Annotated in this window: 17 protein-coding genes; 4 read left to right on the top strand and 13 right to left on the bottom strand. The window is 39.3% G+C overall.

Annotated features, from left to right (window positions below; all coding sequences use genetic code 11):
- The first annotated feature begins 181 nt into the window (after nt 1-181).
- Complete coding sequence (locus QNI15_RS28625) at nt 182-1,492, top strand: hypothetical protein (protein ID WP_314035100.1); 1,311 nt, start codon at nt 182-184, stop codon at nt 1,490-1,492.
- A 347-nt stretch (nt 1,493-1,839) separates the two neighbouring features.
- Here QNI15_RS28625 and QNI15_RS28620 read toward each other — a convergent pair whose 3' ends face one another.
- Complete coding sequence (locus QNI15_RS28620; protein WP_314035098.1) at nt 1,840-3,156, bottom strand: GAF domain-containing sensor histidine kinase; 1,317 nt, start codon at nt 3,154-3,156, stop codon at nt 1,840-1,842.
- 436 nt (nt 3,157-3,592) lie between these two features.
- On the opposite strand from QNI15_RS28620, the gene QNI15_RS28615 reads away from it, so the two are divergent.
- Nucleotides 3,593-4,054: a GNAT family N-acetyltransferase gene (locus QNI15_RS28615; protein ID WP_314035096.1), complete on the top strand. Its 462-nt coding sequence runs from the start codon at nt 3,593-3,595 to the stop codon at nt 4,052-4,054.
- A gap of 50 nt (nt 4,055-4,104) precedes the next feature.
- Here QNI15_RS28615 and QNI15_RS28610 read toward each other — a convergent pair whose 3' ends face one another.
- Nucleotides 4,105-5,241, bottom strand: a complete 1,137-nt coding sequence (locus QNI15_RS28610) for a BamA/TamA family outer membrane protein (RefSeq protein ID WP_449359637.1) — start codon at nt 5,239-5,241, stop codon at nt 4,105-4,107.
- Nucleotides 5,242-5,635: 394 nt separating this feature from the next.
- On the opposite strand from QNI15_RS28610, the gene QNI15_RS28605 reads away from it, so the two are divergent.
- Nucleotides 5,636-6,619 carry a bestrophin family protein gene (locus QNI15_RS28605; RefSeq protein WP_314035092.1) on the top strand — a complete coding sequence of 328 codons (984 nt, stop codon included), beginning with the start codon at nt 5,636-5,638 and terminating at the stop codon, nt 6,617-6,619.
- A 206-nt stretch (nt 6,620-6,825) separates the two neighbouring features.
- The gene (locus QNI15_RS28600) at nt 6,826-7,923 is read left to right on the top strand and encodes a DNA alkylation repair protein (RefSeq protein ID WP_314035090.1); all 1,098 of its coding nucleotides are present in this window, start codon (nt 6,826-6,828) and stop codon (nt 7,921-7,923) included.
- A 495-nt stretch (nt 7,924-8,418) separates the two neighbouring features.
- Here QNI15_RS28600 and QNI15_RS28595 read toward each other — a convergent pair whose 3' ends face one another.
- From QNI15_RS28595 to QNI15_RS28545, 11 genes are all read right to left on the bottom strand, one after another.
- Complete coding sequence (locus QNI15_RS28595; RefSeq protein ID WP_314035088.1) at nt 8,419-9,672, bottom strand: glycosyltransferase family 4 protein; 1,254 nt, start codon at nt 9,670-9,672, stop codon at nt 8,419-8,421.
- A gap of 475 nt (nt 9,673-10,147) precedes the next feature.
- Entirely contained in the window at nt 10,148-11,284 is a 1,137-nt protein-coding gene (locus tag QNI15_RS28590; RefSeq protein WP_313988854.1) for an AAA family ATPase, read from the bottom strand.
- A gap of 63 nt (nt 11,285-11,347) precedes the next feature.
- Nucleotides 11,348-13,261: a leucine-rich repeat domain-containing protein gene (locus QNI15_RS28585; protein ID WP_314035086.1), complete on the bottom strand. Its 1,914-nt coding sequence runs from the start codon at nt 13,259-13,261 to the stop codon at nt 11,348-11,350.
- Between the two features lie 55 nt (nt 13,262-13,316).
- Nucleotides 13,317-14,696 (bottom strand): vWA domain-containing protein, encoded by a 1,380-nt coding sequence (locus QNI15_RS28580; protein ID WP_314002487.1) that lies wholly within the window; start codon nt 14,694-14,696, stop codon nt 13,317-13,319.
- A gap of 44 nt (nt 14,697-14,740) precedes the next feature.
- Nucleotides 14,741-16,690 (bottom strand): leucine-rich repeat domain-containing protein, encoded by a 1,950-nt coding sequence (locus tag QNI15_RS28575; RefSeq protein WP_314035084.1) that lies wholly within the window; start codon nt 16,688-16,690, stop codon nt 14,741-14,743.
- 9 nt (nt 16,691-16,699) lie between these two features.
- A complete protein-coding gene (locus QNI15_RS28570; protein ID WP_314035082.1) occupies nt 16,700-18,610 on the bottom strand; it encodes a leucine-rich repeat domain-containing protein in 1,911 nt (636 codons plus the stop codon).
- 67 nt (nt 18,611-18,677) lie between these two features.
- On the bottom strand, nt 18,678-19,334 hold the full coding sequence (locus QNI15_RS28565) for a hypothetical protein (protein WP_314002493.1): 657 nt from the start codon (nt 19,332-19,334) through the stop codon (nt 18,678-18,680).
- A gap of 42 nt (nt 19,335-19,376) precedes the next feature.
- On the bottom strand, nt 19,377-21,332 hold the full coding sequence (locus QNI15_RS28560; protein ID WP_314035080.1) for a hypothetical protein: 1,956 nt from the start codon (nt 21,330-21,332) through the stop codon (nt 19,377-19,379).
- Nucleotides 21,333-21,732: 400 nt separating this feature from the next.
- A complete protein-coding gene (locus tag QNI15_RS28555) occupies nt 21,733-22,170 on the bottom strand; it encodes a response regulator (RefSeq protein WP_313988868.1) in 438 nt (145 codons plus the stop codon).
- A gap of 276 nt (nt 22,171-22,446) precedes the next feature.
- Nucleotides 22,447-23,064, bottom strand: a complete 618-nt coding sequence (locus tag QNI15_RS28550; RefSeq protein ID WP_314035078.1) for a sterol desaturase family protein — start codon at nt 23,062-23,064, stop codon at nt 22,447-22,449.
- 6 nt (nt 23,065-23,070) lie between these two features.
- Nucleotides 23,071-23,628, bottom strand: coding sequence for a DUF4833 domain-containing protein (locus tag QNI15_RS28545; protein ID WP_314035076.1), 558 nt, complete (start codon nt 23,626-23,628; stop codon nt 23,071-23,073).
- Nucleotides 23,629-23,854: the final 226 nt, after the last annotated feature.

Here is a 23,854-nt window from a genome sequence, read left to right as displayed (position 1 = left end):
TAAATGCACTGATAATGAGCTTTATAGATTCTACAGCAGATCACGTTGTCTAGCAAGATAAATTCTACAGGAAATGGCTGACATAGGATAGCTTGCTAATTTCTGTGATACAGCAGTGTTTTTAATTCAATTGTTTTTTTATTACTTGAAAAACAATCTGAATGTATTCCTATACTTATCTATGTTAGTTTACAAAAAATCTTATCTGTTAATTCTCTCCCTTTTTGTTGCATTCTGTACTACACTATCTGCACAGACCCTCCCTAAAGCTGTTGTAACAGAATTGAAATCGCCCTACTTTGAGAAGTTGTATACACATACCTATTATAGTCTTCTGGATCGTATGGGAAAAGATGGTTTTCTGCCTGAATCTCTAACTGGTGCGTATGAAGGAATGTATTGTCGTACTGTAGGTGCTTTGGTGCCATTACTGATTGAGACAGGTCGTTTCCAGGAAGCAGAAGCAACCATTTCGTGTGTATTAAAGGCTACACAGGAAAATGGGCTGGAACGTATACCACATGTAATTGTACTGAAAGACCAGAAATATTCTATTCTCAGCGATGAACCCCAAATAGATGGACAGGCACATGTGATTCTGGCCTGGGCAAAACTTGCTTTAAAGAGAGGGCATACTGATTTTGAAGATAAGACCTGGCAGTTGATAAAGACCTTGACAAATCGTACCTGTGATCGACAGAACCTTTCGTCTGGCTGGTGGTCTACTGAAACAGGACTGGTGAGAAACATCGCACTTGAACATTCCAGGGATGGCCGTCGCTGGGATGCCTGGGACTTACTGACACAGAGCTTTGTAGGTGCTGCATTAAAGGAAATGACCGCAGTGGCCCAGCGTAGAGGAGATGCAACACTAGCTGCTTACTGGCAAAAGAGACTGAATGTACTACAAGATGGCATTCGAAAAAATTTAACCACAGTCAGAGACCGGGATACTACCTATCTGGAAATGCGGCTTCCGGATGGCAATGGGGGAACTCCCTATCTGGGAATGGGGTGGGTAACACTTTCTCCAATTGCGGCCCAATGGGAGTGTATGGATCATACTATTCTACAAAACACAGTGAAGGCTATGCAGCGAACCATGATGAAAACAACCAATGGACTTACCTGGATGCCTACAGATAGTTATCCGGATGGTCGTGTTTCCAATGAGATTATTGGAAAAGGGATTGCATGGGAAATAGAATTTGCTCGTTCTGAAAAAGACTTTAACCGGATTCAACAATTATTGCAACTAATCAAGGAAGTTAATGCGTCACAACCTATCTATATGGAAGGAGGGTGGCTGCAGGCAACTGGATATAAACCCGCGGATAAGTTAACTGACCAGGATATAAAGAGCCTGAAAGGAGCTGCTTGGAAAATTAAAGATGCAGGCAACGGCGAACAAACCGCCTGGTGGTGTTGGGCAATGGCTCGTCTACGAAAAGAGGCTGGATTACCAGTAGAGCCAAAAAGACCAGTGAATTGAGAGTCGGGTATTTATGATTTCATAAAAGCCAGGAGTTGTTCCAACTTATGAGAAAAAGGTAATTTGCTCTCTCATCCTGTTGTTTTTCAGAAAGAAACACTCCTTCTTTCTGTCATTCTGAAAGAAACTCGTGACAAATAGAGTTGCGCTTGGTTTATGAGAGAAAAATACACTCCAAAAGGAAAAGCAGCTGATCTTGCCACGAGGTACTGTCCTGATTTTTAGGATTACCTCAAGGAATTGATGAGAAATCTGAAAAAAGACCTTCCCCAAAATAAAACAGAGTCCACGCTAAAACGTAGACTCTGTTACTAGGCCATATAAGATAAACTGTTAGTAGGCCTCTCTTATAAGGTTAGCGCTTTAAGAGCATAGTCAGGTTGTTGTTTTCGATGCAGATCCTGATTGTATTTGACAAGAGTAAAAAAGAATGTCGTTCCTTGATCAGGTTTGCTTTCAAGCCAGATCCTGCCTTGCAGGTCACTGATAAAATCTCTGCAAAGAAGTAGACCTACTCCTGAACCACGCTCCCCATTGGTACCTGGCTGTGAATTTTTGTCCTGCCAGTTGAACAATTTATTTTGTTGTTCTTTGCTCATTCCCCGACCACTGTCTTTTATGGATATAACCAGATGCTCCTTCCCCTCTAAATCATATTCTTCCCAGCCTCTTACTTCAATAGTACCTGAGACTGTATACTTGTTTGCATTCCCCAATAGGTTCCGAAGTATAAAGCGAAGTATATCATAATCTGCCCACGCTGTCAGAGAAGGCATTGCATTGATAAGCAGATTATGTTTTTGAGAGGCTGATATCGCTAACTTGAAAAGTTCACTTTCTACCAGTTTCTCAAGATTAATCGGTTGGTTGTGAATGGACATTCCTTTGATCTGTCGGGAAGTCCAATGTACCAGATTACTTAATAGCTCATCTGTGGAAACCAGCATCAGACTAATTTTGTCAATTACTTTTTTTTGTTCCTGTGCGGGTATGTCATCATTAGTGAGTAGTGGTAAAAATCCACGTAGGAGATTAACTGGTGTACGAACATCATGAGAGATGATAGACAGAAACCTACTCATAAGCTGGTTAGTTTCTTCCGAACGTTGATGCATTTCATTGAGCTGCTGATTTTGCAACTGCAGCATCTCTGCATCATTGGCAAGTTGCCGATTCTTTTGCCGAAGCTCGAGTTGTTGCACTACCTGGCGGGAAAGCAATTCCAATGCAAATTTTTGTTCTGAGGTCAGTTGTCTTGGTACCTGATCCATTACACACAGTGTACCAAGCTTGTAACCCAATGGAGTCACAAGGGGCATACCGGCATAGAAGCGGATATGTGGATCGTTCACTACCAGAGGATTTTCACAATACTGATTATCTTCAAGTGTATTATCAATAATAAAAAGATTGTTCTGAGTTATGGCTGATGTGCAGAAAGTAATCTCGCGTGGAATTTCTGATGCTTCTACACCAATCTTCGCTTTAGCCCAAAGGCGCTCATGATCAAGGAGAGAGATCAACGATATGGGTGTCTGGCAAATCTGGGAAGCAAGGCAAACAATGTCATCAAAGTCTTTTTCAGCAGGAGTATCCAAAATATGGTATGAAAACAATGCCTGAAGCCGTTTTGCTTCTTCCAACGATATACTAGAATCTTTCATTACAAAATGACGGATGAAAAAAAGTTAATTTTACTGTAACCGGCTGTAGTGAAAACGATTCCTGGGCTTCAATTCTAAGAGAAAATAGGTCAGGCTTGCCAGATAAAATGTTACCTGACAATATCATTACAACAAAAATAAATCAAAATAGTCAGGAAATAATTAAAGAAAGATTAAAATCGACGAATGTAAATATGGATAACTGTATAGGTATGAGTAAGATTTTTTAATAGGTATATATACCTGTTTATGTCAGAAAATTGGAGAAATGATAACCCATTTAAGTAGTAACATATTGTTAGTCAGATTGTTATTGTTTGAGCAGATGTTGCTAATTGCTGTTGTTTAGAAAGAGCTTTCCTAAAACTTTGATTCGTAGGATATTGTATGATTAAAGAATAGATTCTGTAAAATTGATAAGCGGAAATTAGCCAATATGACTTTAAACTATACACAAACCCGACTGTTGGAAAAAGGGGAGCAAATTCCCTATGAGTTACTGCTTCTAGCAGATGAGACTATAGAAATCATAGATTCCTATGCAAAGGGAGGGGAGATTTATATTTTTGAACACAATTCCCAGATTATTGGAGTATACATACTGTATATACTAGACATTGAAACAATAGAGATCAAAAATATTGCAGTGCATAAAGACTATCAGAGATTGGGTATTGGGACTCACTTATTAAATGAAGCAACCCAACGAGCTAAAGAAAAAGGATTTAAAACATTAGTTATTGGAACTGCCAATGGGGCAATTAAACAATTATATCTATATCAAAAAATAGGTTTTGAAATAACTGGAATCCGGAAAAACTTTTTTGTAGACAATTATCCGGCACCAATCTATGAGAATGGAATTCTATGCAAACATATGATTATGCTTGAGAAATAACTATAGAAATTTAGTTTCAGGCAAACTGGAAAGGTAAAATTCTGATTCTGTTAGAATGCTTCTCCGATAAATATATAGAAACCAGGACCCTCCTGAGTAAAGGCTACATCCAATCGGGTGAATATATCTTTCTTAGGAAAGATAAGGAAACGAAGGCCTGCACCTGCTGACCATACAAAATCATGAAATTGTAAGGTGCGAACGCTGTTAAACACAGTCCCACTACCTGCAAATACAGCAGCGCCTACTCGTTTGGTAAATCCCAGGGGTAAAGGCAGAAAGCGATATTCGACTTGAGCTGCAATCTGATTATTGTCTCTGAACCGACCCAAATAATATCCACGCATGATGCTTTCGCCACCTAATAGTGAAAGCTGATTAAAGGGTGGATTACCAAAGTTAAATTGTCCGAATACCTGAGCTGCCAGTACATCCCGTTTGTTAATAGGACGATAGATGCGAGTGTCAGAAATGACAGAGGTAAACGAAAAGTCGCTTCCACGATTTTTGTCATAATTTAGGAGAGAAAGCTCTGAAAAAAATCCCTTACGTACATTCAATACATTGTGTCGGTTATCATATAAGATTCCCAAACCAACTCCCAGATTGGCAGAGCCAGTACTTCCTGGCGGATGGTCGATAGGTTCATCTGTATTGAGTTCAAACTCAACAGAACTTAATCGCTGATAGTCAACTTCCAGTCCAAAGTAAAGACTCGGATATATCTTGCGTAGCACTCTTTCTCTAATCTGAAGCAGATTGGCATTGACCTGGGCCAGATGTTCTTCAGGAGAATCGGGACCAATGCCATGGTAAAGAAGAGGAAAACTTTGGAGACGCAGCCGACCTAGCGAAAACCATTTGTTCTCGTGAGAGTATAAGGCATGATCAAACCAAAAGCCATATTGTCGTTTTAAAGTAAGAAACGTAAAGCCATTGATTTCACTTAAACGATTGTTCGTATCTCCTTTGGCGTAAAATACATAGAGACTGCTTAACCCAAACTCCCAGCTGGTTTCGGGTGCATAGGCCAGCGTTGGATAAACTAAAAACTGAGACTTGGCATTTGCACTTGTATCATTGACAAGTTTATTCCAGTAACGGGAGATGAAACCGGGTTTCTGGTGGGGTTGGGTATAGGCGATTTTATTACCCAGTGATAGCAAAAATACTAGTAGCAAAAAGATACATCTTTTACCATTTTTCATGACTTCCTGTATGATTTACGATGAGGCTATTTTTCTCTTTCTTTCATTTGTAGCTTTATCTATACTCTTCAGATATATCCACATGAAAGTATCTGATTTTGTAGATAATCTACTATCTGTCTCCCTTCAGACTTGTACGAAAATCGTACCACATCACAACTAGCATAAGGATTGTCAGGCTAGTTAATCTGAAGAGGCACATTATTTTACTTTTGACTTCTACGTCCTTTATGCTTAAACCCTAACTGAATAGTACCCCAAAGTGTATAATGTAGTTGCTTGAAAGATGGATAACCATTTTCAAGCGGACTGTCATATGTGCATATCAGAAATATACCCATTTATAAAGCTTGATAAACTATACATTCTTACCATGATTCTAAAACAAAAGTTTCCCTGGTCCAAACTTCTTTTTACTTTTCGACATACCAGCCTGCAAAGATCCGGAGAACGTATACTGGCTGCTACAGGCGTTGCTATTATAGTAACTGTCATCGAAGTTATGACAGATGTGAAGACCTATACACTTACAGCTATACCCTTTACAATTATGGGGGTTGCGATTAGTATTTTCCTGGGGTTTCGTAATAATACTGCCTATGATCGTTTCTGGGAAGGACGTATTCTTTGGGGACAACTGGTCAATGTGAGTCGTAGTTTTGCGCGACAGATTATAACGCTTGTTGTCAAGCAACCTGCTTCATTGCAGGAAAGAGAGCTGGATAAACTGGGGAAAGATGGAGTCGCAGTACCTGAGCCTTATATGGCTTTTCAACAGGAGCTCGTACGGATGATCATTGCGCACGTACACTCACTACGTCATTTGCTACGTGATACAACACCTGATGAAGAGTTGAAAAAGTATCTTTCCAAACAGGATCTGGATTGGCTTAATGAACAACCCAATGTGACGTTAGGACTTTTACAACGAATGGGTGAAAAGATTCAACATGCTTGGCAAAAGGGATGGATACATGATTTTCACCTGCCTGTACTGGAAGCGAGTCTTACAGAGATAACGGCTATACAAGGTGGTTGCGAACGAATCAAAAATACTCCGTTTCCTGTTACCTATGTCATACTCGGTCACCGGATTGTTGCATTCTTCTGTTTCTTCCTTCCTTTCGGGATTGTCGATACTGCAGGAGTACTGACACCTCTAGTGGTGTTTCTTGTGTCACTAGCCTTTTTTGGATTGGATGCCATTGGAGAAGAGATCGAAGATCCATTTGGAACAGAGCCTCATCATTTGCCTTTGTCAGCTTTATGTACCACTATTGAACGAAACCTGTTAGGTTTTCTTCAGCAGAAAAATTTGCCAGCACCTGCAGAGCCTGTTGATAATGTATTGATTTAAGAGGTTTTCTTATCCAGGTTGGTAGTAGTACCAACCTGAACAGTAGGAAATGGGGTGTTAGTAATAACACCACTAACAAGAGAGACTGCAAACTCTTTTCCTCAAGTTTGGGATGGCTTATGTGTTGTTTCTGTGTATGTTTGCCGAGCAAAAGTTCTATTCCAATAATCGGTAAATATGGCTTTGGCTACTAAAGAAACAACAATATGAGTCTGATCAAAGACATATACACACCCGCTTTTTATAATCGTTTTGCCGATGTTGTGACTCCTGTCATTCCATCCTTTGAGAAGAATACATTTGTTACGATGATCTTAACAGATTCCTTCACAAACATGGAATGGAAGGAGCGAATGTTACATACAACAAAAGTGTTTCATCATTTTTTGCCGGAAGCTTTCCCAGAAGCTGCACCACTATTGTTAAAAACTGTAGATGCTTTGTTAGAGCAGGGATGGGGAGAAGATGGATTGGCTTTTGTGTTTTTACCAGAATATGTAGCTCTTTATGGATTGGAGGATCTGGCTGTAGCAATACCTGTACTGGAAAGGCTGACCCAATTTGTGAGTTGTGAATTTGCTGTACGTCCCTTTTTGCTGAAATATGGCAATGATATGATTCGCGAAATGACTAAGTGGTCTTTGCATCCCAATCATAAAGTGCGACGATTAGCCAGTGAGGGGAGTCGTCCTCGTTTGCCCTGGGGGCTTGCTATTCCAGCCCTGAAAAAAGATCCTTTGCCTATCTTGCCATTACTCGAGAATCTGAAAAATGATCCGTCCGAATGGGTAAGACGGAGTGTAGCCAACAACCTGAATGATATTGCAAAAGATAATCCGGCTGTGGTACTGGAGATTGCACATAAGTGGAAAGGCCACAGCAAAGAGACAGATGCTATTATCAAGCATGGATGCAGAACTTTACTAAAACAGGGGCATACAGAGGTATTATCGTATTACGGCTTACAGAGTAGTTTCATTGCAGTAAAGGGTTTTGAGATTCGTACGACGGAAGTAAAAATGGGCGATACACTGGAATTTGCTATGGTGGTTACTAATACTCATACACAAAGCCAGATAGTCCGCTTAGAATATGGTATTTACTATCTGAAGGCAAATGGAAGTCTGAATAGAAAGGTTTTTAAAATCAGTGAGAGAGAATATAAGGCAGGAGAGTCAGTTACTGTAGTCAAACGGCACTCTTTCAGACCTATTACCACACGAGTATTTTATGCTGGTATGCATCAGGCATCTGTGATCATTAATGGGGTGGAAATGGCTATATCTTCATTTAATCTTGTATAAGGGAAGATGTTTTAATCTTTCAGCTATAAGCTTGTTCCTTTTCATTACTCTCCTTATAGTGTTTAGAGGTCTCTCTTCCTTTATTTACTTAAATTTCTGATCATTCTTCAACTTGCGGCATGGTACTTTTTTGCTTGTCCAAAAAAGTACCCCAAAAAGGACACTTTCTGCCGAACCTCCCCCACGCAAAGCCATGGGCTTTCCTCGCGGCAGAAAGACTCCCTACGCACCTACACCACCATCCACGATTGAAGGCAACACAACTCTCTTTGTAACTCCTTCGTTCTTCTTTCCTATCCTTTGGTCTAGAATACCACAAAGAACGAGAGTATCAGTGATAAACCTAGCGGAAAAGACTCTCTATACCTCGCTACCCTTATCAATTAAGTCTGCATAATGCTATTTGTAGCTTTTTTTGCTCTGTTATAACTTCCTTCTTTAAAGGAAATGATATCCTCTTTCTGAAAGTTTGGGATAGTCTAATTTCTTAGTTTATTAAGCAGGCATTCCGGACAAGATACTTTCATATAATCTCTGATAGTGCTTGGTTTGGGCTGTTAATGAAAACGATTGTTCTGCTTTTTGACGTGCTGCTTCATGCAAAAACTGTTTGTCTGGGGATTGTAATATCCATTTGATTCCTTCTGCCAGAGAACTAGGTTCAAAGGGTGTGGCCAGGTAGCCATTTTGTTGATGGTCAATAATATCCGGAATACCACCAATGTTAAAGGCTACTGTTGGTGTACCACAAGCTAGTGACTCAACCAGGGTGTTGGGAAGATTGTCTTCCAGTGAAGGTGCAATAAAGACATCGGCAGCAGAGTAAACAAGAGATAATGACAGATTATCTGCAAAACGTCCCAATGAGTTGATGGGAAATTCTGCTTCCTGCATTTGCTGAAAAGAGGTTGCTCCAAATACAAGCAATTCAATTTTATCATTGAGCTCACTTTCATGCAGTTGCTTGAGAGCTGGGAGTAACAGGTGTAGTCCTTTGCGTGTATCTTCAATATTGGCAGCCCCAAACAAGAGTAAATATTTATTCTGAGGTAGATTGAGTAGCTGACGTGCTGACTGCTTATCAATAGGTCTATATTGATTCATATCCAGCCCATTGGAAATTTGCTGGACCGGCACATTCCGGAATAACGAACTTTCGCGTGCACAGTTTGCCATCCAGGTACTGGGAGCTACTATTGACATGGAGAGATCTTTCCAATGCTTATTTTTTCGTTTCCAGATGTAATGTGATAGATCTTTTTCTTTTGTACTGCCCAATACAGTACAGGCTCCACAAGTATGTTTATATCTATCACAGGTACTGCTGTAGTGACAACCTCCTGTAAAAGGCCACATATCATGGAGAGTCCAGACAATAGGCTTTTGGAAGGCTTGCAATGCCTTGAGATCCAGAAAGCCGTGATTGATCCAATGTAAGTGGACGATATCGGGGTTGAGTTTGTGCACTATGTCTGTAAATGACTGAAGTGCAAAAGGAGGGGAGAATGCCCCACTGGTTCTTTGTTTGTATAATCTCAGTGGAAGATGTGAAATGTGTTCACTCAGCTTAAGTTTAGCTGATAGCTTTCCTAGAGCACCATCGGGTGTGAATATAAATTCATCATCAGATGTTTTTACCTGCACAAAGGCAGATGATTCAATTTTGTCAGCTCGTAGTCCCTGATGCAAACGAAGCATTGCCCGACCTGCCCCTCCATCATCTCTTTGATTAAAATGTAAAATTCTCATTATACGGAAATAAGCAGCTTGATCCCGGAAGCGAAATCAACTAAGTTTGGTTTCGTAAAGTTAGGTTAAATTTTGCTGATTGGATAAAGGAAGGACAGATGATTCCGAACACACGATTGTCTTACTATCTACGTTGGGATTAACCTGTCAGATTGAGTATCCTACACATTTTGCAGTGTTGATTGTTTATATACAACCAACGTGAAGGAAAATATTGTAGTGATACAAGTTAATAGAATACTCTTCCTGGTCATAAAAGACCTTGTCTGTAGATTAGGATTGCGTGAAATATACAAAAGATTGTTGGCTTTTTATATAACCTCATATGAAAAGCTAAAATTGAGGTATTTAAGACGTTTCCTACTAAATTTATAGTCTGATAAAATCAGTATCCAATCCTTTCCTATACGATTTACTAATTCAGGAAAGGATTGGATACTGATTTTATATGTTAGCTAGACCTATATTTCGATTCTTACATTTTTGATAATAACAGTTTACCAATCTCAGGAATCGCCAATAGCTTTTTGAGAGATGCATTTTTGCTGTTAACCAATTCTTGTGCCATGAACAGGCGCATATCATTTGGGATAAATTCCAGCAACAGGAATAGCTTCAGATTGTCTGTCTGGGCTTTATCTATACTGATATTGTTAACAATAAGATAGTTGATAAGACGAGTAGAAATTACGGACAGGATATCCAGTCGTTTGGTTTTTTGTTCTACAAGTCCTCGTAACTGTTTTTCGATACCATCAAACTTTTTGGCATTGATGATTTCTTCCGGACTAATCAGCTGGTTAAGCTGTAGCTTCACAAAGCTCAGGAAGGCTGCTGCTGTTTCTTCATCCAGTGAGGCATCCGCCAGCATTTTTACCAAAGGTAAATTTTCTGACAGATCCTCTATTTTTTCGGTTTCTCTGAAAAACTGTACTAGTGACCGTGGGGTCGTCCGGTTTCCTGTTACCATTTCAGGATACGTCAGAATAAAGTTAATACCCCGAGGGTCGATTTTGGCTGCCTCAGCCCAGCGTGCCCAGCTTTGTACTTCAAACTGCAAGGTAATGTGCAACATCCGTGTAAGTACAGCGTCATCCATGGAAGTTACAGAATAATCACCCCCATCAGGGTTAGCGGTAAGGACAATATGCCACTTAGGAGGCATTTTCCAACTTACCAGTTCGTAGTTCTGTAACAACTGCATGATACCACGCAAAATCCGGTCATCCGCACGGTTTACGTCATCTATCAGGAATATTCCAGGTCCTTCAGTACGTGGTACCCAGTCCGGAGGAATAAAATGGGTTTGCTGTCCGTTTTCATCTATTTTGGGCATCCCTACCAGGTCGCCCATTTCTTCAAACTGAGCCGGAGCTATATAGACAAAATTAGCTCCTAGCTTATCTGCTACATTTCGGACAATCTGTGTTTTACCAACGCCATGTCGTCCCCAGATACAGACAGGTGTTGGGGGTTCGTTGGGTTTGGGTGGTGTGATAAATGTATACTTGAGTACATGTTCCAGAAATCCTTCCAGCTCTATACTGTTACATTTGGAGCCGTAGGTGATGTAATTAAAATTCTGACTGTTGGGATTGTCGTTTTTAGCCATGCTGCGTTTGAATTATAACTAATGATTGTTTTAAGTTTTTAAATTTTATTAATGGATTATATGTTACCGGATTTTCAGGAATAGATCCCCACCATACATATCTTCACGTTCATGTGGTATTTTTTGTTGGTCCGCACTATTCACACATATCCATTCCAGCCTTGAACATTGTTGTAGCCAATCCCAGTTTTTAACTTTGCATCCTTTCATTGTCAGTCGTTTTAGATTGGGTAATTGTGCCAGAGTGCTAAAATCTTTCATCGAGTTACTGGAAATATCTAGTTCAACCAATGACTGTAACTGACTAAGAGAGGCAGGAAGAGTACCCTTACATCCATTAAGGTATAGCCTCTCGATTGTAGGGATCTGTACCAGTAAGGAAAAAACCTTTTCAAGATCCAGTTCTGGATTTGAACTTAGATGGAGTGTTTTCAGATTCGGAAACAGAAGAATGTTTTCTGTAATTTCCTTTAGTCCGAGGCGTCGCCAGTCTATAGACAAACTACCTGTGTTTTTTCCATAGTGACGGTTGAGATGGTGCTGGTATTCTACCATCAGCAAAAAATCCGTCCGGCTTATATTTTCGTGTGTGCTGATACGTAGATTAAAATCTGTTTCCTTGTAACTTGGTTTACCCATAAGAGGTACAAATGCTGCACTACCCACTTTTTGATAAACCTGACGGGCTCTCTTCCGGATTTTGGTATCTTTATGTGTCATAGCAATGGCTGCAATCATACTTTGTACCGCTACAGGAGCGCCACCACTTTCCACCATTTGAAAGGCCAGGTTTACATTTTCATCATCACCGGAACACAGTAGCCGGATGATACTCTGGTTGAGTTCTTCATTATCATTTTCAAGCAAATAGGGTTTTTCCAGATAATGCAAAAACTCAGTCAGGTGTTCTTCCACAATAAAACTTTTGTCCTCCAGAATAACTTGCTCCAATACATTCCAATCACTTTTTGTATGCAGTATATAGATAGGTTCTCCTCCTGACTTCTCTTCCAGTGATATTTGTGTGTCTTTAAGTTTGGTTTTTAATGTGGTTTTATTGGCAGAAGCCAGCTTTTCATAACCCATTAATACGACAGGAACGGCAGACTTGTGTTTTTCGAGTAAGTGATTGGTTGTATAGGTTTTGACTCGATTCCAGCTTTTGACGCTACATAAAAACAATAGCTCTCTGTGTCTGTCGGATAGTGGTTGGGTAGCGTATTTCTCGCGAAATTTATTGACTTCTTTATAACCTACATGCCGATAATTGAAAAAGCTTACCTGCTTAAATTTACTGAAGAATAACGGGATACTGGTTATATCCTTAAAGACCATAGATATGAGTTCGACATGTTTGAACCGATCCAGACCTAAGAGTACTTCTGTGAGTGGCTCACTCTTTTTGGGATAAAAGTTTATTATTTCTTCCAATACTGGAAATGTATGTAGTAATTCCAGCATACGGGCAAGAGAGAAGGGTAGAGTTGTATAGGACTGTAAATTTAGCATTTTCAGTGCTGGTAGTTTCGCCAATGAACTCCACCATTCATAATTGTCTGTTTGGGGAGGTTGCAGACTGGTTAGATTGGGAAGGTATTGTAGTTGCTCAGGAAATTTGTCAACTCCCTTTGTTTCAAAAGGTATAGATAACTGAAGTTTTTCCAGTTTTGTCGCATTTTCCCAATCTTTGGGAAGAACAAGTGAAGAATCAAAACGAAACGATAGTGATTTGAGATTAGGCATTATCTTGAATGAAATCTCAAGGTCTGGGGACTTATAACCCCAAATATCAAGAGATTCTAACTGAGGATTTGCCTGTAGTATTTCTGGCAATGTCACCCATTTATCCGAATCTTTAAACTTAGTATCAATATAGGACGAAATATTATATGTAAGCTGTGTATACTTTTCCTGATTAAATTCTTCAAAGGTTATTTTTTGAGGATTATCATAGGTTCTAAGGGATATGGATTTCATAGCCTGTGTACTGGTGAGTTAGAAAAATGGTTTAGTTCTTTGTTACAATGAAAAGTTATTCTCTGAGTTTTACACGTCTGCCTGGCAGTTGCTGGAAGGTGTCGCTGCTTTGTTCTATACCCTCTTTGGTGATAATCCATAACAACGGGAACCGGAGATGCATTTTAGGAACAGATCCATACCCATCTGTAAAGTAGATCATCATGTCAGGCAGGTATTCCTGATTTGCATAAAGCAATGGAGGTTCAAAGCTGGTTCCGCCACCTCCTGTAACCGTTTTAGGTACAATACCTCTGTATTCGTATATATTGCCGATAGCAGCGTCACATTCCACAATACGGACCTCTGCCCCAGACCGCCAGATATGGTAAATCTCGCTGAAAAATGTGCTTAGCTCTTCATTCCCAATACTTCCAGATGTATCAATTGCCAGTAATACTTTCTGCTTGCGTTTTACCTTGATACCTGGAACAGTTCCATACCGTTTGGATGGTTTTTTTAAGGTGTTTTTAATATACGTCTTCCGGCTACTTTCTGAAAAAATACGCAACGCCTTACGCCAGTTAAGCTGAGGCACTTTGCGAATCATAAAAAGGTCAAGATAACGCTGTAGATGTGCAGGAAGCTTTCCAATACTTTTCGGACCAGCCCGTTCAACAGATATACGGATCAGGTTATCAAGCTGCATGTCATAGATACTTTTTTCCACTGGGTTGAGGCGGACTAAGGCGTCCCATCCCTTATGACGCAACATCTCTTCTGTCCAGTTTTTGCCTATTGACTCCAGCAGGTTATAGGTATTTATGGTTGGCTTTTCTGTGTTGTCTTCTGAAGAGTCTGAAGGCTCCTCCGAATTTTCATTACCATTTCCACTCGCATTTCCATTTCCACCATTACTGCCTCCGCCACTAGTGCTACCACTACCTATTCCTGAAGACTTACCTGTCCCTGGCTTTGGTGAAGGTAATTCACACTTACTGTTACAACAACCTTTGGTGTCCCACACTTTTTTCAGTTTATCATAGTAATAATCTACTGATTCAAAGGGGGCGAGGTCAACATCCGGGAAGGTATCAAGAAACATACCTGTTTGTGGTAGGTGGCTCCGTGTAATGTATTGATTTACCACCAGATCTGCGGCGACATTATACAGGAAGGGGATGTGATGCTTTTCAAGTCGGGTAACGTGTTTGAATACCAGGTGCAGTACTTCATGTTTTACCAGACCCAGACGTAATTCTTTACTGGTTAAGGTTTCTGTCCAGAATGTTGGATTTACATACAATACATAGGTATCTCCGTTCACTCCAACGGCCATGGTTCCAAATGAGTTATCAATCTGTTTGTTCAGACTTGACAGAAAATGGGCATAATACGGTTCGTTGAGAATAAATTCAACACCTACCCGTGCTACTTCATCTAAAATATTTTGCATACTGACAATGGTATCTTTTAACTACTAGCTGTGTTGTGGTTTGATTATGAAGTTGTGTTTATTCGTATAATTTGAATCTGAGGTGCGTATTGTTGCCAATCAGTCAGAACGTTATCTATGTTCCAGTTGATGTCATTTTTATGCACTTCGATAGTTTTTAAGTGTTCTATTTTACTTAAATGTTCGATAATTTGTTTGTTCATTCCACTCATCGTATGCTCATATACTACCAGTCTTTCTACAGGTGTATAAATGGGTAAAGACAGTAAACTGAACCAACTGTCTCGTATATCCAGTGTTTGATCCTGAAGAAGTGCACTAGCTGCATATTTCTGAATTTTGCCTTTCGTTTCCAGCCAGGGATACAAAAGACTTATGTTATATTGTGCAATTCGCTGAAAGATATTTTCTTTTTGAAGTTGAACCAATGCATATTCGGCAAGGTCATCAGCCTTGTATGAAATTTTGATAATTAGACTTCTGAAAAAGTATTTCCACCAGTCGTTATACTGTGTACTTGGATCAAATGTCTGACGATCATGGATTGGTGGAGTATCAACACTGGTTAGGAACATTTCAAAAGCTGTATCAAACAATAGCTTTTTGTCTATTACCTCTTCCTGCATAAATATTTCCACCAAACGTTTATTTTCTTTTTGCCAGTGTTTTTTTACCAGTTGCACCATCTCAAAAGGTCCGGTTTGCTCAAATACTCTTCGCAGGTCTGGAGCTGGATTGTATACACGCCATATTTTGTAAAAACACATACAGAATACATGGTATAAGATAGAAGCGGGGATACCTCCTGTGGCTATCATCTGCAATGCCAGTCTGATATTATCTTCACTCCCTGAGAATAACAACCGACGCAGGTTTTCAGTCATTGACTCATCTGCCTCTTTCAGGAAGGGTTGTTCCTGCATCTCAAGCCATTGGCGCAGGTGCTCGGCAGTCGCAAATAGTAGGGAAGTCTGGTAAATGGTGCTAATATTATTTTGTGTGAGGTTTTCTCCTACAACCAGATGTGTTGTATTGGGTTGTAGTTTGGTATGTACAGTGATTTGCTGAGCCTGCAGCCGTTCGATTAAGACCTGGCGTTTCATACCGAAAAATAAATTCCCTAACAGACAGATGTTTGTTTCAGATGGTTGTATACCTGACAAAAAGGGATCTGTTAACCGTTGGTTAAGTAGTATATGTACTTTCTGTTGAAATGCCTTTAATTCTATACTCAATAATGCACACAAATCCTGATCGCTGGCCCCGGCTATCTGACTGGTGTTATCCGTAAATACAGCCCATGCTATGTTGGGTAGATGTGCAGGTAGTGATTTTATTTTATTCAGAAACTGAACTACAGGAGCTCCATCTCTGCAGATAGGATTTTTAGCTATAGGATTTCCTGCCAGATTTAGCTTCTGTAGTTTTTTGAAATTCAGGAAACCATCCGGTAAATGAGCAATTTTGTTCGCTTCTAATCCTATTATTTCCAGTGTTGGAAAGCGTTCAGCCTGAAAAGGAAGATTCGTGAACCTGTTACCTGCCAGACTTAGTTCTTTCAGATTTACCAGTTGATAAATAGAATCCGGTAGGTCAGTTAGCTTATGACGTTTGATAGACAAATGGGTAAGATAGACCAGTTGTCCAAGTTGTGATAGCCAACTAATATCTATTTTTTTTCTGGATTGCTGACGGAACTCTAGTTTAAGGACTTTCAGTTGCGGAAGTGCCAGAATAGCCTGTATCATCTGATTGTCTACCTGTTGGTATACCAGATGTAACTCTTGTAATGACTGTAGTCTTACTATTTCAGCTTTTATCAGATCCCACCGAATGGTTTCCTCTCCCCAAATGCATTGCAACTGTTCAAGAAAAGGAAACTTGTGTACCAAGACTATATCTTTGGCATTCTTTACCAGCAATGCTTTTACATTCTGCGGTTCTTGGAGGCCTTCTGCAATAGTATATATTTTGTTTTTTATTTCATTAGCCATAGCCTGTACTTAATAAGTTTGTACCGTAATCTGAAGATGGGGTAAGGTATCTTTCAGTTTGGCAACTCCCTTCTGCCATCCATCATAATACTCTTTTCCATAAGAAGTGGTGATATCTACCGAGTAATGGTATAGGACTAATTCTTTGAGACTGGACATTTTCTGAATAGTTTTTCGGTTGGTTGCTACCTCTGTCATTACATTCTGAGAACAGATAATCCGTTCAACGTCTGTAAATTCCAGTAGTTCTGTGGGCAGTTTAAACTTTCCAAAATAACTATCATCTGTAAACAGGACATTGAGTGTTTTTTCTTCCAGCTGTGCTTTAATGGCAAGTCGGGCTGGTTCACCTCCTGCTACAAAACAGCGTTTAACGAGGTAATGAAAAGGCCGAAGAAATCCTTCATCATTATAGGACTTCATTCGCTGGCTGTTTTCAATGGCAAATATGCGTAATCCTGTCGCTACAAGTTTGTTAAGGTCAAAGAGTTCAGATGGTTTGTCAAATAGTAAGTCAATGGTTTTGTAAAAGCCTGCCTTCTGCTGTTTGACAATGAAATCATATTGCTCAGGTGTGGTATATTTTTCAAGAACTTTCTTAAACCCAGCTCTATAACCTCCCGCTTTCAGAAAACTCAGTAGCAAGATCATATAAAACAAGTCATCAGGTACACCTCCACTTAGCATAATCTCTGCAGCAAGTTTAACATTACTTTCCTCCTGACTTCGTAACAGGCGAAATAAGTTTTCCTGAGTCTCTGTATCAGATTCTTTCAGATAAGGGCGATCAAGTTGCTGTAAAAAATCACGCAGGTGTTGTGGCAAAGCCAGTGGTAACTGATACTTCAGCACTTCTGTTACTTGTTTGGCAGTCAGGCTTTCTCCTATGCAAAGCAGGGTTGTGGTAGGAGTAAGCTTTTCAGATGCTTCAATGCCATGTTGTTTTAGTTGCTCAATAGTCTCTGGAACAGATATTCCTTTAAATTTTCCAATCAGGGCAATATGCTGAGATGAGGTGCCTGTCTCCTTTAGTGGATTGGTTACTTTTTTCAATAATTCCTGCATGGCTTTTCGGTTCAGTAACTCAATATCCATGCTCAAAGCAGGTAATAACTCTTTTGGGGTAGTAGACTCGTTTGGCTGGTTTTGTAACAGATTTAGATACAGCTCCCGCAGAGGTGTTGATGTGTTTTGTTTATTTGACTGGGTAATCAGTTTGGTAATCATGGACTCCTTTAATTCTGTTTTTTTCAGAATTGGATTCGCATACAAAGAGATATTTGTCAACTCTTTGAGAGAGGTGATCCAGACAGGAATAGTTTCAAATCCATTATAAGCTAAGTCAATGACTTTAAGATGGGTAAATGATTTTAACTGTTCAGGTAAGTTAGTAAGATCTGCTTTTGAAAAGGATAGTTGAGTGATCTTTTGTGGATTGAGACAAGCAAGAGCATCCTGTATCTCTTCCAGAGATGTTGATTCCAGATGTAAGGCTGTTGCCTGAGATAAGGGTTCTGATAGAGAAATGGTACACCCCTGCAAGTGTATTTCTGTTAAGTGAGGTAAGCCATTCAGGGATACAGAAAGAGTCACATCTGGATGAAAATTTGTATATCCATAACGAATCCATAACTTTCGCAGTTGAGTAAATTTGTGTAGCTGGTTGACAATTTTTTGCATCCAGACACCTTTGTTTTCAAAAGCTCCGATTTCCACTATCTGCCAGTGGGTCTGACTTAGAATTTCCTGAATGATTGACTCGGGTTGTGGGTCTGAAATTTTAATCCCTTGTTCTGTGTAGGAATCTCCAGAAGGTAATAGTAGTTCAAACTTGAACCAGGTACTAAACTCTGTGAAATCAATGCCAATGCAAGTAGGGTAGGCCTGAAATGCCTCTGTTAAGGACGAAAAAGTATTCATAAACTGTTTGTTAGATAGCTGGGTTTCTGAGTATAAATTGTATAGGTCTGATTATAGAAAGAATAGGTTATCTATCAAGAATAAATAAGGAATTGACAAGTTTGTTAATCTTTTTTAATACAACTGCTTCTGGATAATCATCCGCTATAGATAATTGGTTATTATAAAGTCTCAAATCATAATGATCCCTTGAAATAACTTCTATAACGACACGTCGTCCATCCATAACTACTAGATTATGATCAGGGTATAGTTTTCCGAGTTTGGTTATTTCCTCATTCATTTCTGCTCTTGTTGGTATGTCTAGCAATCCATTGCTTATAGCATTCTGAATAAAAGGTTTCCATCCTTCTTTGGGAGATATTGGCTTCTTCTCCAACTTGTTTGTAGAAAAATGATAATTAATGCATTCTCCTTTCCATTCATTATTATAGAGAGTATATCTAAGACAATAAATACCACCAAAACTGGCAAATAAATACAGGCGGATTTCACAATCATCTTTGAAAGCCAGAGAGTCAGAGATATATATTTTGTTTTTCCAATGTATAAACGTCTCATATTCACCATATCCTTCAGATGAATGCCGAGGCATATGTAGCATCTCCTTAAAGGAAAGTGAGGTGTCTACTTTGGGAGTAACAGGTGGCTGTAAAGAAGTTGCTTTCTTCTCATCGTTACATCCCAATAAAAGGCATAAAATCAGGTAATAATATGGTTTCATTGTCGACGGTAGATTCCAGTTAACAGCTTTTCAATGATATTACTAGTTCTCATAATTTTTTAAAGTAACCTCTATCGTAGGAAATAGCTCTGCCAGTTGTTGCTTGTCTACAGATACCTGGGAGAGCTTATATAACTCAAGTTTTTTGAGCTGATTCATTTTCTTCAATAGCTTCACATTGTTGGGCATAGTGGCACAGGCATAGGAGCAAATGATTTTTTCAACCTGCTTGAACTCCTGTAATTCTTTGGCAAATTGAAACTGATCTTTAACTGTAGCACTGGAAAACAGCAAATCCAGTGTATTTCCGTCTGTCATCTTCTGATATAGGTGCTGAGCTGCGTCACCACCTAATCGAAGGCTTTTTTTGAACACATCCCGGAATGCATAGTAGTTGGTGCGTCCGGGAGGATAGACCCGATTCCGAAACTCTATAGGTGTATATAGTACCTGTAAGCCAGCTTTTAAAACCAGTTGGATATCAAACTCACTGGATTCAAGTAGCTTGTTTATAACCACATCAAATTCTTTCTGCCGGTATTTCTTAATAAAGTCGTATTGTTGTGCTGTTGCGTATTTTTCCAGTAAAGGTCGAAAATACTTCCAATGGAAGGTTCCTTTGCGTATTCCTAACCACAAGATCTGATAAAAAAGGCCATCCGGGATTCCCCCGGCCATCATCATTTGTGCCGCCAGTTTGACTGTACTTTCTTCATCACTCACAATCAGACGGTTTATATTTTCCTGCATTTCCTCTCCGGATTCTTTCAAATATGGTGTTTCCAGTTTCTCCAGAAATTCTTTCAGATACTGAGGCACAATCAGCCGGAAATTTTTTGATAGAATGGTTTTAACTTGTTCGGCTGTAAGGGAATCTCCTACACATACATAGGTAGTGGCATCACTTAGTTTATCACTTGCTTTTATCTTGTGTTTCTTCAATTGAGACAAGATGTCTTTTGTTGACCAGCCTTTGACCTTGCCCAATATGGAGATAGTATCTTTTTCACTGGTAAAGTGCTGATTCAGTGAATCGGAGAGTATAGAGGCTAGTTGGTTAGTCGCTTTTCTTCTCAACAGTTCAATAGCAGATGTTAGTGCCCAAAGTAATCCTGTCATATCATCCTCTACAGTCTGTTTGTCATTTTTCTGTAGCAATGCACTAAAGAATTCACGCAATGATTTCGGGAACTGATTTTCATCACACCAATGGATTAATCGAAGCAATACTGTTTTGCCTTTGATTTCTGTATCTGTCGTGAGCGGATTCTGATTCAGTAACAGATCTTCCAGCTGGGTTAGTGAGAATATTTCGTAGGGGATATGAGTCAGTTGATTGTTATTCAGGTTAAGCAATTTCAGATTAGTGTGAGCGCTTATACCTGTGAGATCCGAAATTTTGTTTCCTGTCAGTCCCAGATAGGTCAATTTTTTGAATCGTTGAAGGTTTGTAGGTAAGGTTGTAAGACCTGCATGCCGTAATTCCAGTTTTTGCAGTGTGTCAGGGTTTAAAACCTCAAGAATGGGTGTTACATCTGTCTTTTGAAAACTACCTAGTATAAACGTATGAATAGTGGGTAGAGGTTCTTTAACCTGTACTTCTACCTCATTTAGATTTGCTATTTCCAGAAAGGAGAGTCCTTGCAATGAAACTTTGCCATCAGGCATTTGAAATGGATGTTTGTATTCAAGTTTTCGTAAATTTTTAAACTGGTACAGGTTGTCCAGTAGCTGTTGGACAAATTCATTTCTCTGTTCCAGTTTAAAGGACATTACTTCCCAATGAGTTTGGGTCAGAATCGCTTCAAGAATTTTTTCATCTATATCGGTAATGGTCTCTGTACTGAGAAGCTCCTCGGTTAGTGACTGATCGATGAAATGCGGAAGTACTAATCTGAGCAGAAATGTGGCATGACCATACGCCTTTGTCTCTATTTTGGCTCCTATACACTGAGGATATTTTAGTAAAAGCTTTTTGAGGTCTAAAAATGCAGTCATTGAATACTATTTTAACCAAACAAAGATAGAATGTTTCGGACAGGATGTATTATTTCTAGTATAATCTTACTTAAATACAAAGGTTCTTATACGTAGGAATAGCTCTTTGTGTTTTAATGAAGATTGTCTCTTTCCTATATGTGTTACCAGAATATACACCTGAAATCCTGCAGACCTGGCCGTGGTTTGGAAAGTACGATAAAAGGGAGAAGAAATTACTAACTAGAATGAATACAAAAAATGGAAGCCGTTAGCCTGAAAGCCTATACAAATTCGATAGTGATGCAAAAAAAGCAAAAAAAATGTAACGATAAAATTTGAGACAGAATAGTATTTACTGATGGTTGTCGCCAGTAAATACTATTAGTCTGGAAAGCAAAAAGTTATCATTCTCTGCTACTTATTTTTTCTCTTTAAGATGCATAATCTTTTCAACCAGCGACTGGGTCAGCGGTTTGGTGAAATAACCACTCAAAAGAGGATGTGATTTGGCTTGTTGGACATCATCAGGTGATACAGATGAACTCAGCATAGCAATTTTCAGGAGAGAGGGCCATTCGGGTAAGTTAAATGTAAAACGTTCCAGCCATTCCCATCCTGATATACAGGGCATATTGATATCTAATAGTACGATAGGTACTATTGGCGGACGTGAATTACGCTGTGAGCCAAATTCTTCTGTAAGTGTATGCAATGCCTCAACCGGATCTGTAAAGCTGATAATCTGGCAATCAGATAACCACATTTTCAACATTCGGGTATGAATGATATGAAATAATTCGTCATCGTCTATAATATAAAGACGGAGTTGTTCCTTTTCTAACGAGGCCGGAGTCATACTAATTGGGTCTTGTTATCCCGCCTACCTCTCTTCTATAGGAATCCCAATTCGAAGGCTATCTATTGCATTCAGAACAATAGTTACCTATACTCCACTGGAAGCATAGACCGTAAATTAAAGAGTATACAAGAGGTAGTTTCGGTTTTATTAGAGTCAGACAACCAATATCCTGTCTAATACTACTGTATAGTAGAATATATAGACCAATAAGGGACTTGTATCGGTGAATAGAAAAAGGGGAACAGGCTTTGGGTTAACCTATTATTTATCAAATTATTTATCAAAGTCAGACCGAAACAGGACATCCCATAAAGAAGAGCTGACACCATATCCCTTGGTTGAATCCTGGTAATGATGGCGCATGTGGTGCTGTTTCATCTTTTTCATGAATCCATTTTTCATAGGCAAATGATGAAGGGCATAATGTGAAATGTCATAAAACAGATAACCTGACACAAATGCTGCAAAAAAAGCCGGAACCATATGCATTGGCAGTAGACTTTTAAAAAGCCAGTAGAAACCAAATGCTAATGGAATGCTTACAGAGGGAGGCATTACGAGGCGAAGTGCATCATTGGGATAGTCGTGATGTACACCATGAAAGATAAAATGCAATCGTTGTCCCCAGCTTGATTGAGGCTCAAAATGAAAGACAAACCGATGCAGGACATATTCTGTAATAGTCCATAGCAAGAGACCACCAGCCAGACTACCCAAAAATACGCCTATACTATTGTGCTGAATAGCTAGTGCCTGGTACAGAAAATAGCCGATAACAGGAATATAGATAAAAAGAGGTACTGAAAAATGTACCTTGGATAATGGCTCTAATAAAGGACTTTTAAACATAGGAGTGGATTCCTGGCTATTAGATACATACTGTTTTTTCATGGTGGATCAGGGTTTAAATAGCTGCACTACTTCTTTTCCAGTGGTAGGATCAGTTCCTTTTACTTCTACACATACTACATTCGGAACCCAGAATGATCCCCCTTCGATCTGGAGAAAGACTTTGTTTACGTCTATCGTTTTACCATTGATAGTGGTGTGTATGCGATAACGATTCAGAAGTGCTGACCATTCCAGATAGAGTAGTTGTTTCTTGTAGGAAACAAAAGAAAGCTCAAATCGATTATCCGCTAATTTACGGGTTTTCAGTCCATAAGCAAATTGTCTCTGAATATAAGAAAGTTCCTCTTTTTGTCCATTCTCTCCATAGCGTATCCAGTAAACATGTACAGGTTCTTCTGTGTCGAGTTTACCTTTCTTCATATTCAGATCATACATAATGGTATTGTGATTGGGTGTACGCTGAATATAGAAGAGAGTCTGATCACTTACAGGGGGAGTCGGAAAGGTATGTTGCAATTTGCAAATACAGGGAAGCGCATTGTCAACAGTTTTATCGTGTAATGTGAAGGATAGAAGAAATAGGGGTATTATAAGAAATTTCATGTTTGTAAGCTACTTTGCCTTTTATCGGTATGGTGGTTATCTGACAACACAGATACAGTTTGTATGGTTCGCTTTGGCTTTATATGCGAATATGTAGATCTGTTTATTCTTTTTATAAAAATTTGTGACCTGTTAGTATTCTTATTGTTTTCCTTATTGAATTGTCCTTTATATACTTAGGCATGACTCTTTTAAATATAGCATTGGTGTTGGTACCCATGAGCAG

Origin of the sequence: Xanthocytophaga flava (assembly GCF_030068545.1) — a bacterium.
GTDB classification, from domain to species: Bacteria; Bacteroidota; Bacteroidia; order Cytophagales; family 172606-1; genus Xanthocytophaga; species Xanthocytophaga flava.
The sequence above is the reverse complement of the archived record's forward strand: the minus strand, read 5'-3'. Positions and strand labels throughout refer to the sequence as shown.

Coding starts and splice junctions, on each gene's coding strand:
- QNI15_RS28625 (WP_314035100.1), top strand. CDS start 182: ATGTTAGTTTACAAAAAATCTTATCTGTTAATTCTCTCCCTTTTTGTT.
- QNI15_RS28620 (WP_314035098.1), bottom strand. CDS start 3,156: ATGAAAGATTCTAGTATATCGTTGGAAGAAGCAAAACGGCTTCAGGCA.
- QNI15_RS28615 (WP_314035096.1), top strand. CDS start 3,593: ATGACTTTAAACTATACACAAACCCGACTGTTGGAAAAAGGGGAGCAA.
- QNI15_RS28605 (WP_314035092.1), top strand. CDS start 5,636: ATGATTCTAAAACAAAAGTTTCCCTGGTCCAAACTTCTTTTTACTTTT.
- QNI15_RS28600 (WP_314035090.1), top strand. CDS start 6,826: ATGAGTCTGATCAAAGACATATACACACCCGCTTTTTATAATCGTTTT.
- QNI15_RS28595 (WP_314035088.1), bottom strand. CDS start 9,672: ATGAGAATTTTACATTTTAATCAAAGAGATGATGGAGGGGCAGGTCGG.
- QNI15_RS28590 (WP_313988854.1), bottom strand. CDS start 11,284: ATGGCTAAAAACGACAATCCCAACAGTCAGAATTTTAATTACATCACC.
- QNI15_RS28585 (WP_314035086.1), bottom strand. CDS start 13,261: ATGAAATCCATATCCCTTAGAACCTATGATAATCCTCAAAAAATAACC.
- QNI15_RS28580 (WP_314002487.1), bottom strand. CDS start 14,696: ATGCAAAATATTTTAGATGAAGTAGCACGGGTAGGTGTTGAATTTATT.
- QNI15_RS28575 (WP_314035084.1), bottom strand. CDS start 16,690: ATGGCTAATGAAATAAAAAACAAAATATATACTATTGCAGAAGGCCTC.
- QNI15_RS28570 (WP_314035082.1), bottom strand. CDS start 18,610: ATGAATACTTTTTCGTCCTTAACAGAGGCATTTCAGGCCTACCCTACT.
- QNI15_RS28565 (WP_314002493.1), bottom strand. CDS start 19,334: ATGAAACCATATTATTACCTGATTTTATGCCTTTTATTGGGATGTAAC.
- QNI15_RS28560 (WP_314035080.1), bottom strand. CDS start 21,332: ATGACTGCATTTTTAGACCTCAAAAAGCTTTTACTAAAATATCCTCAG.
- QNI15_RS28555 (WP_313988868.1), bottom strand. CDS start 22,170: ATGACTCCGGCCTCGTTAGAAAAGGAACAACTCCGTCTTTATATTATA.
- QNI15_RS28550 (WP_314035078.1), bottom strand. CDS start 23,064: ATGAAAAAACAGTATGTATCTAATAGCCAGGAATCCACTCCTATGTTT.
- QNI15_RS28545 (WP_314035076.1), bottom strand. CDS start 23,628: ATGAAATTTCTTATAATACCCCTATTTCTTCTATCCTTCACATTACAC.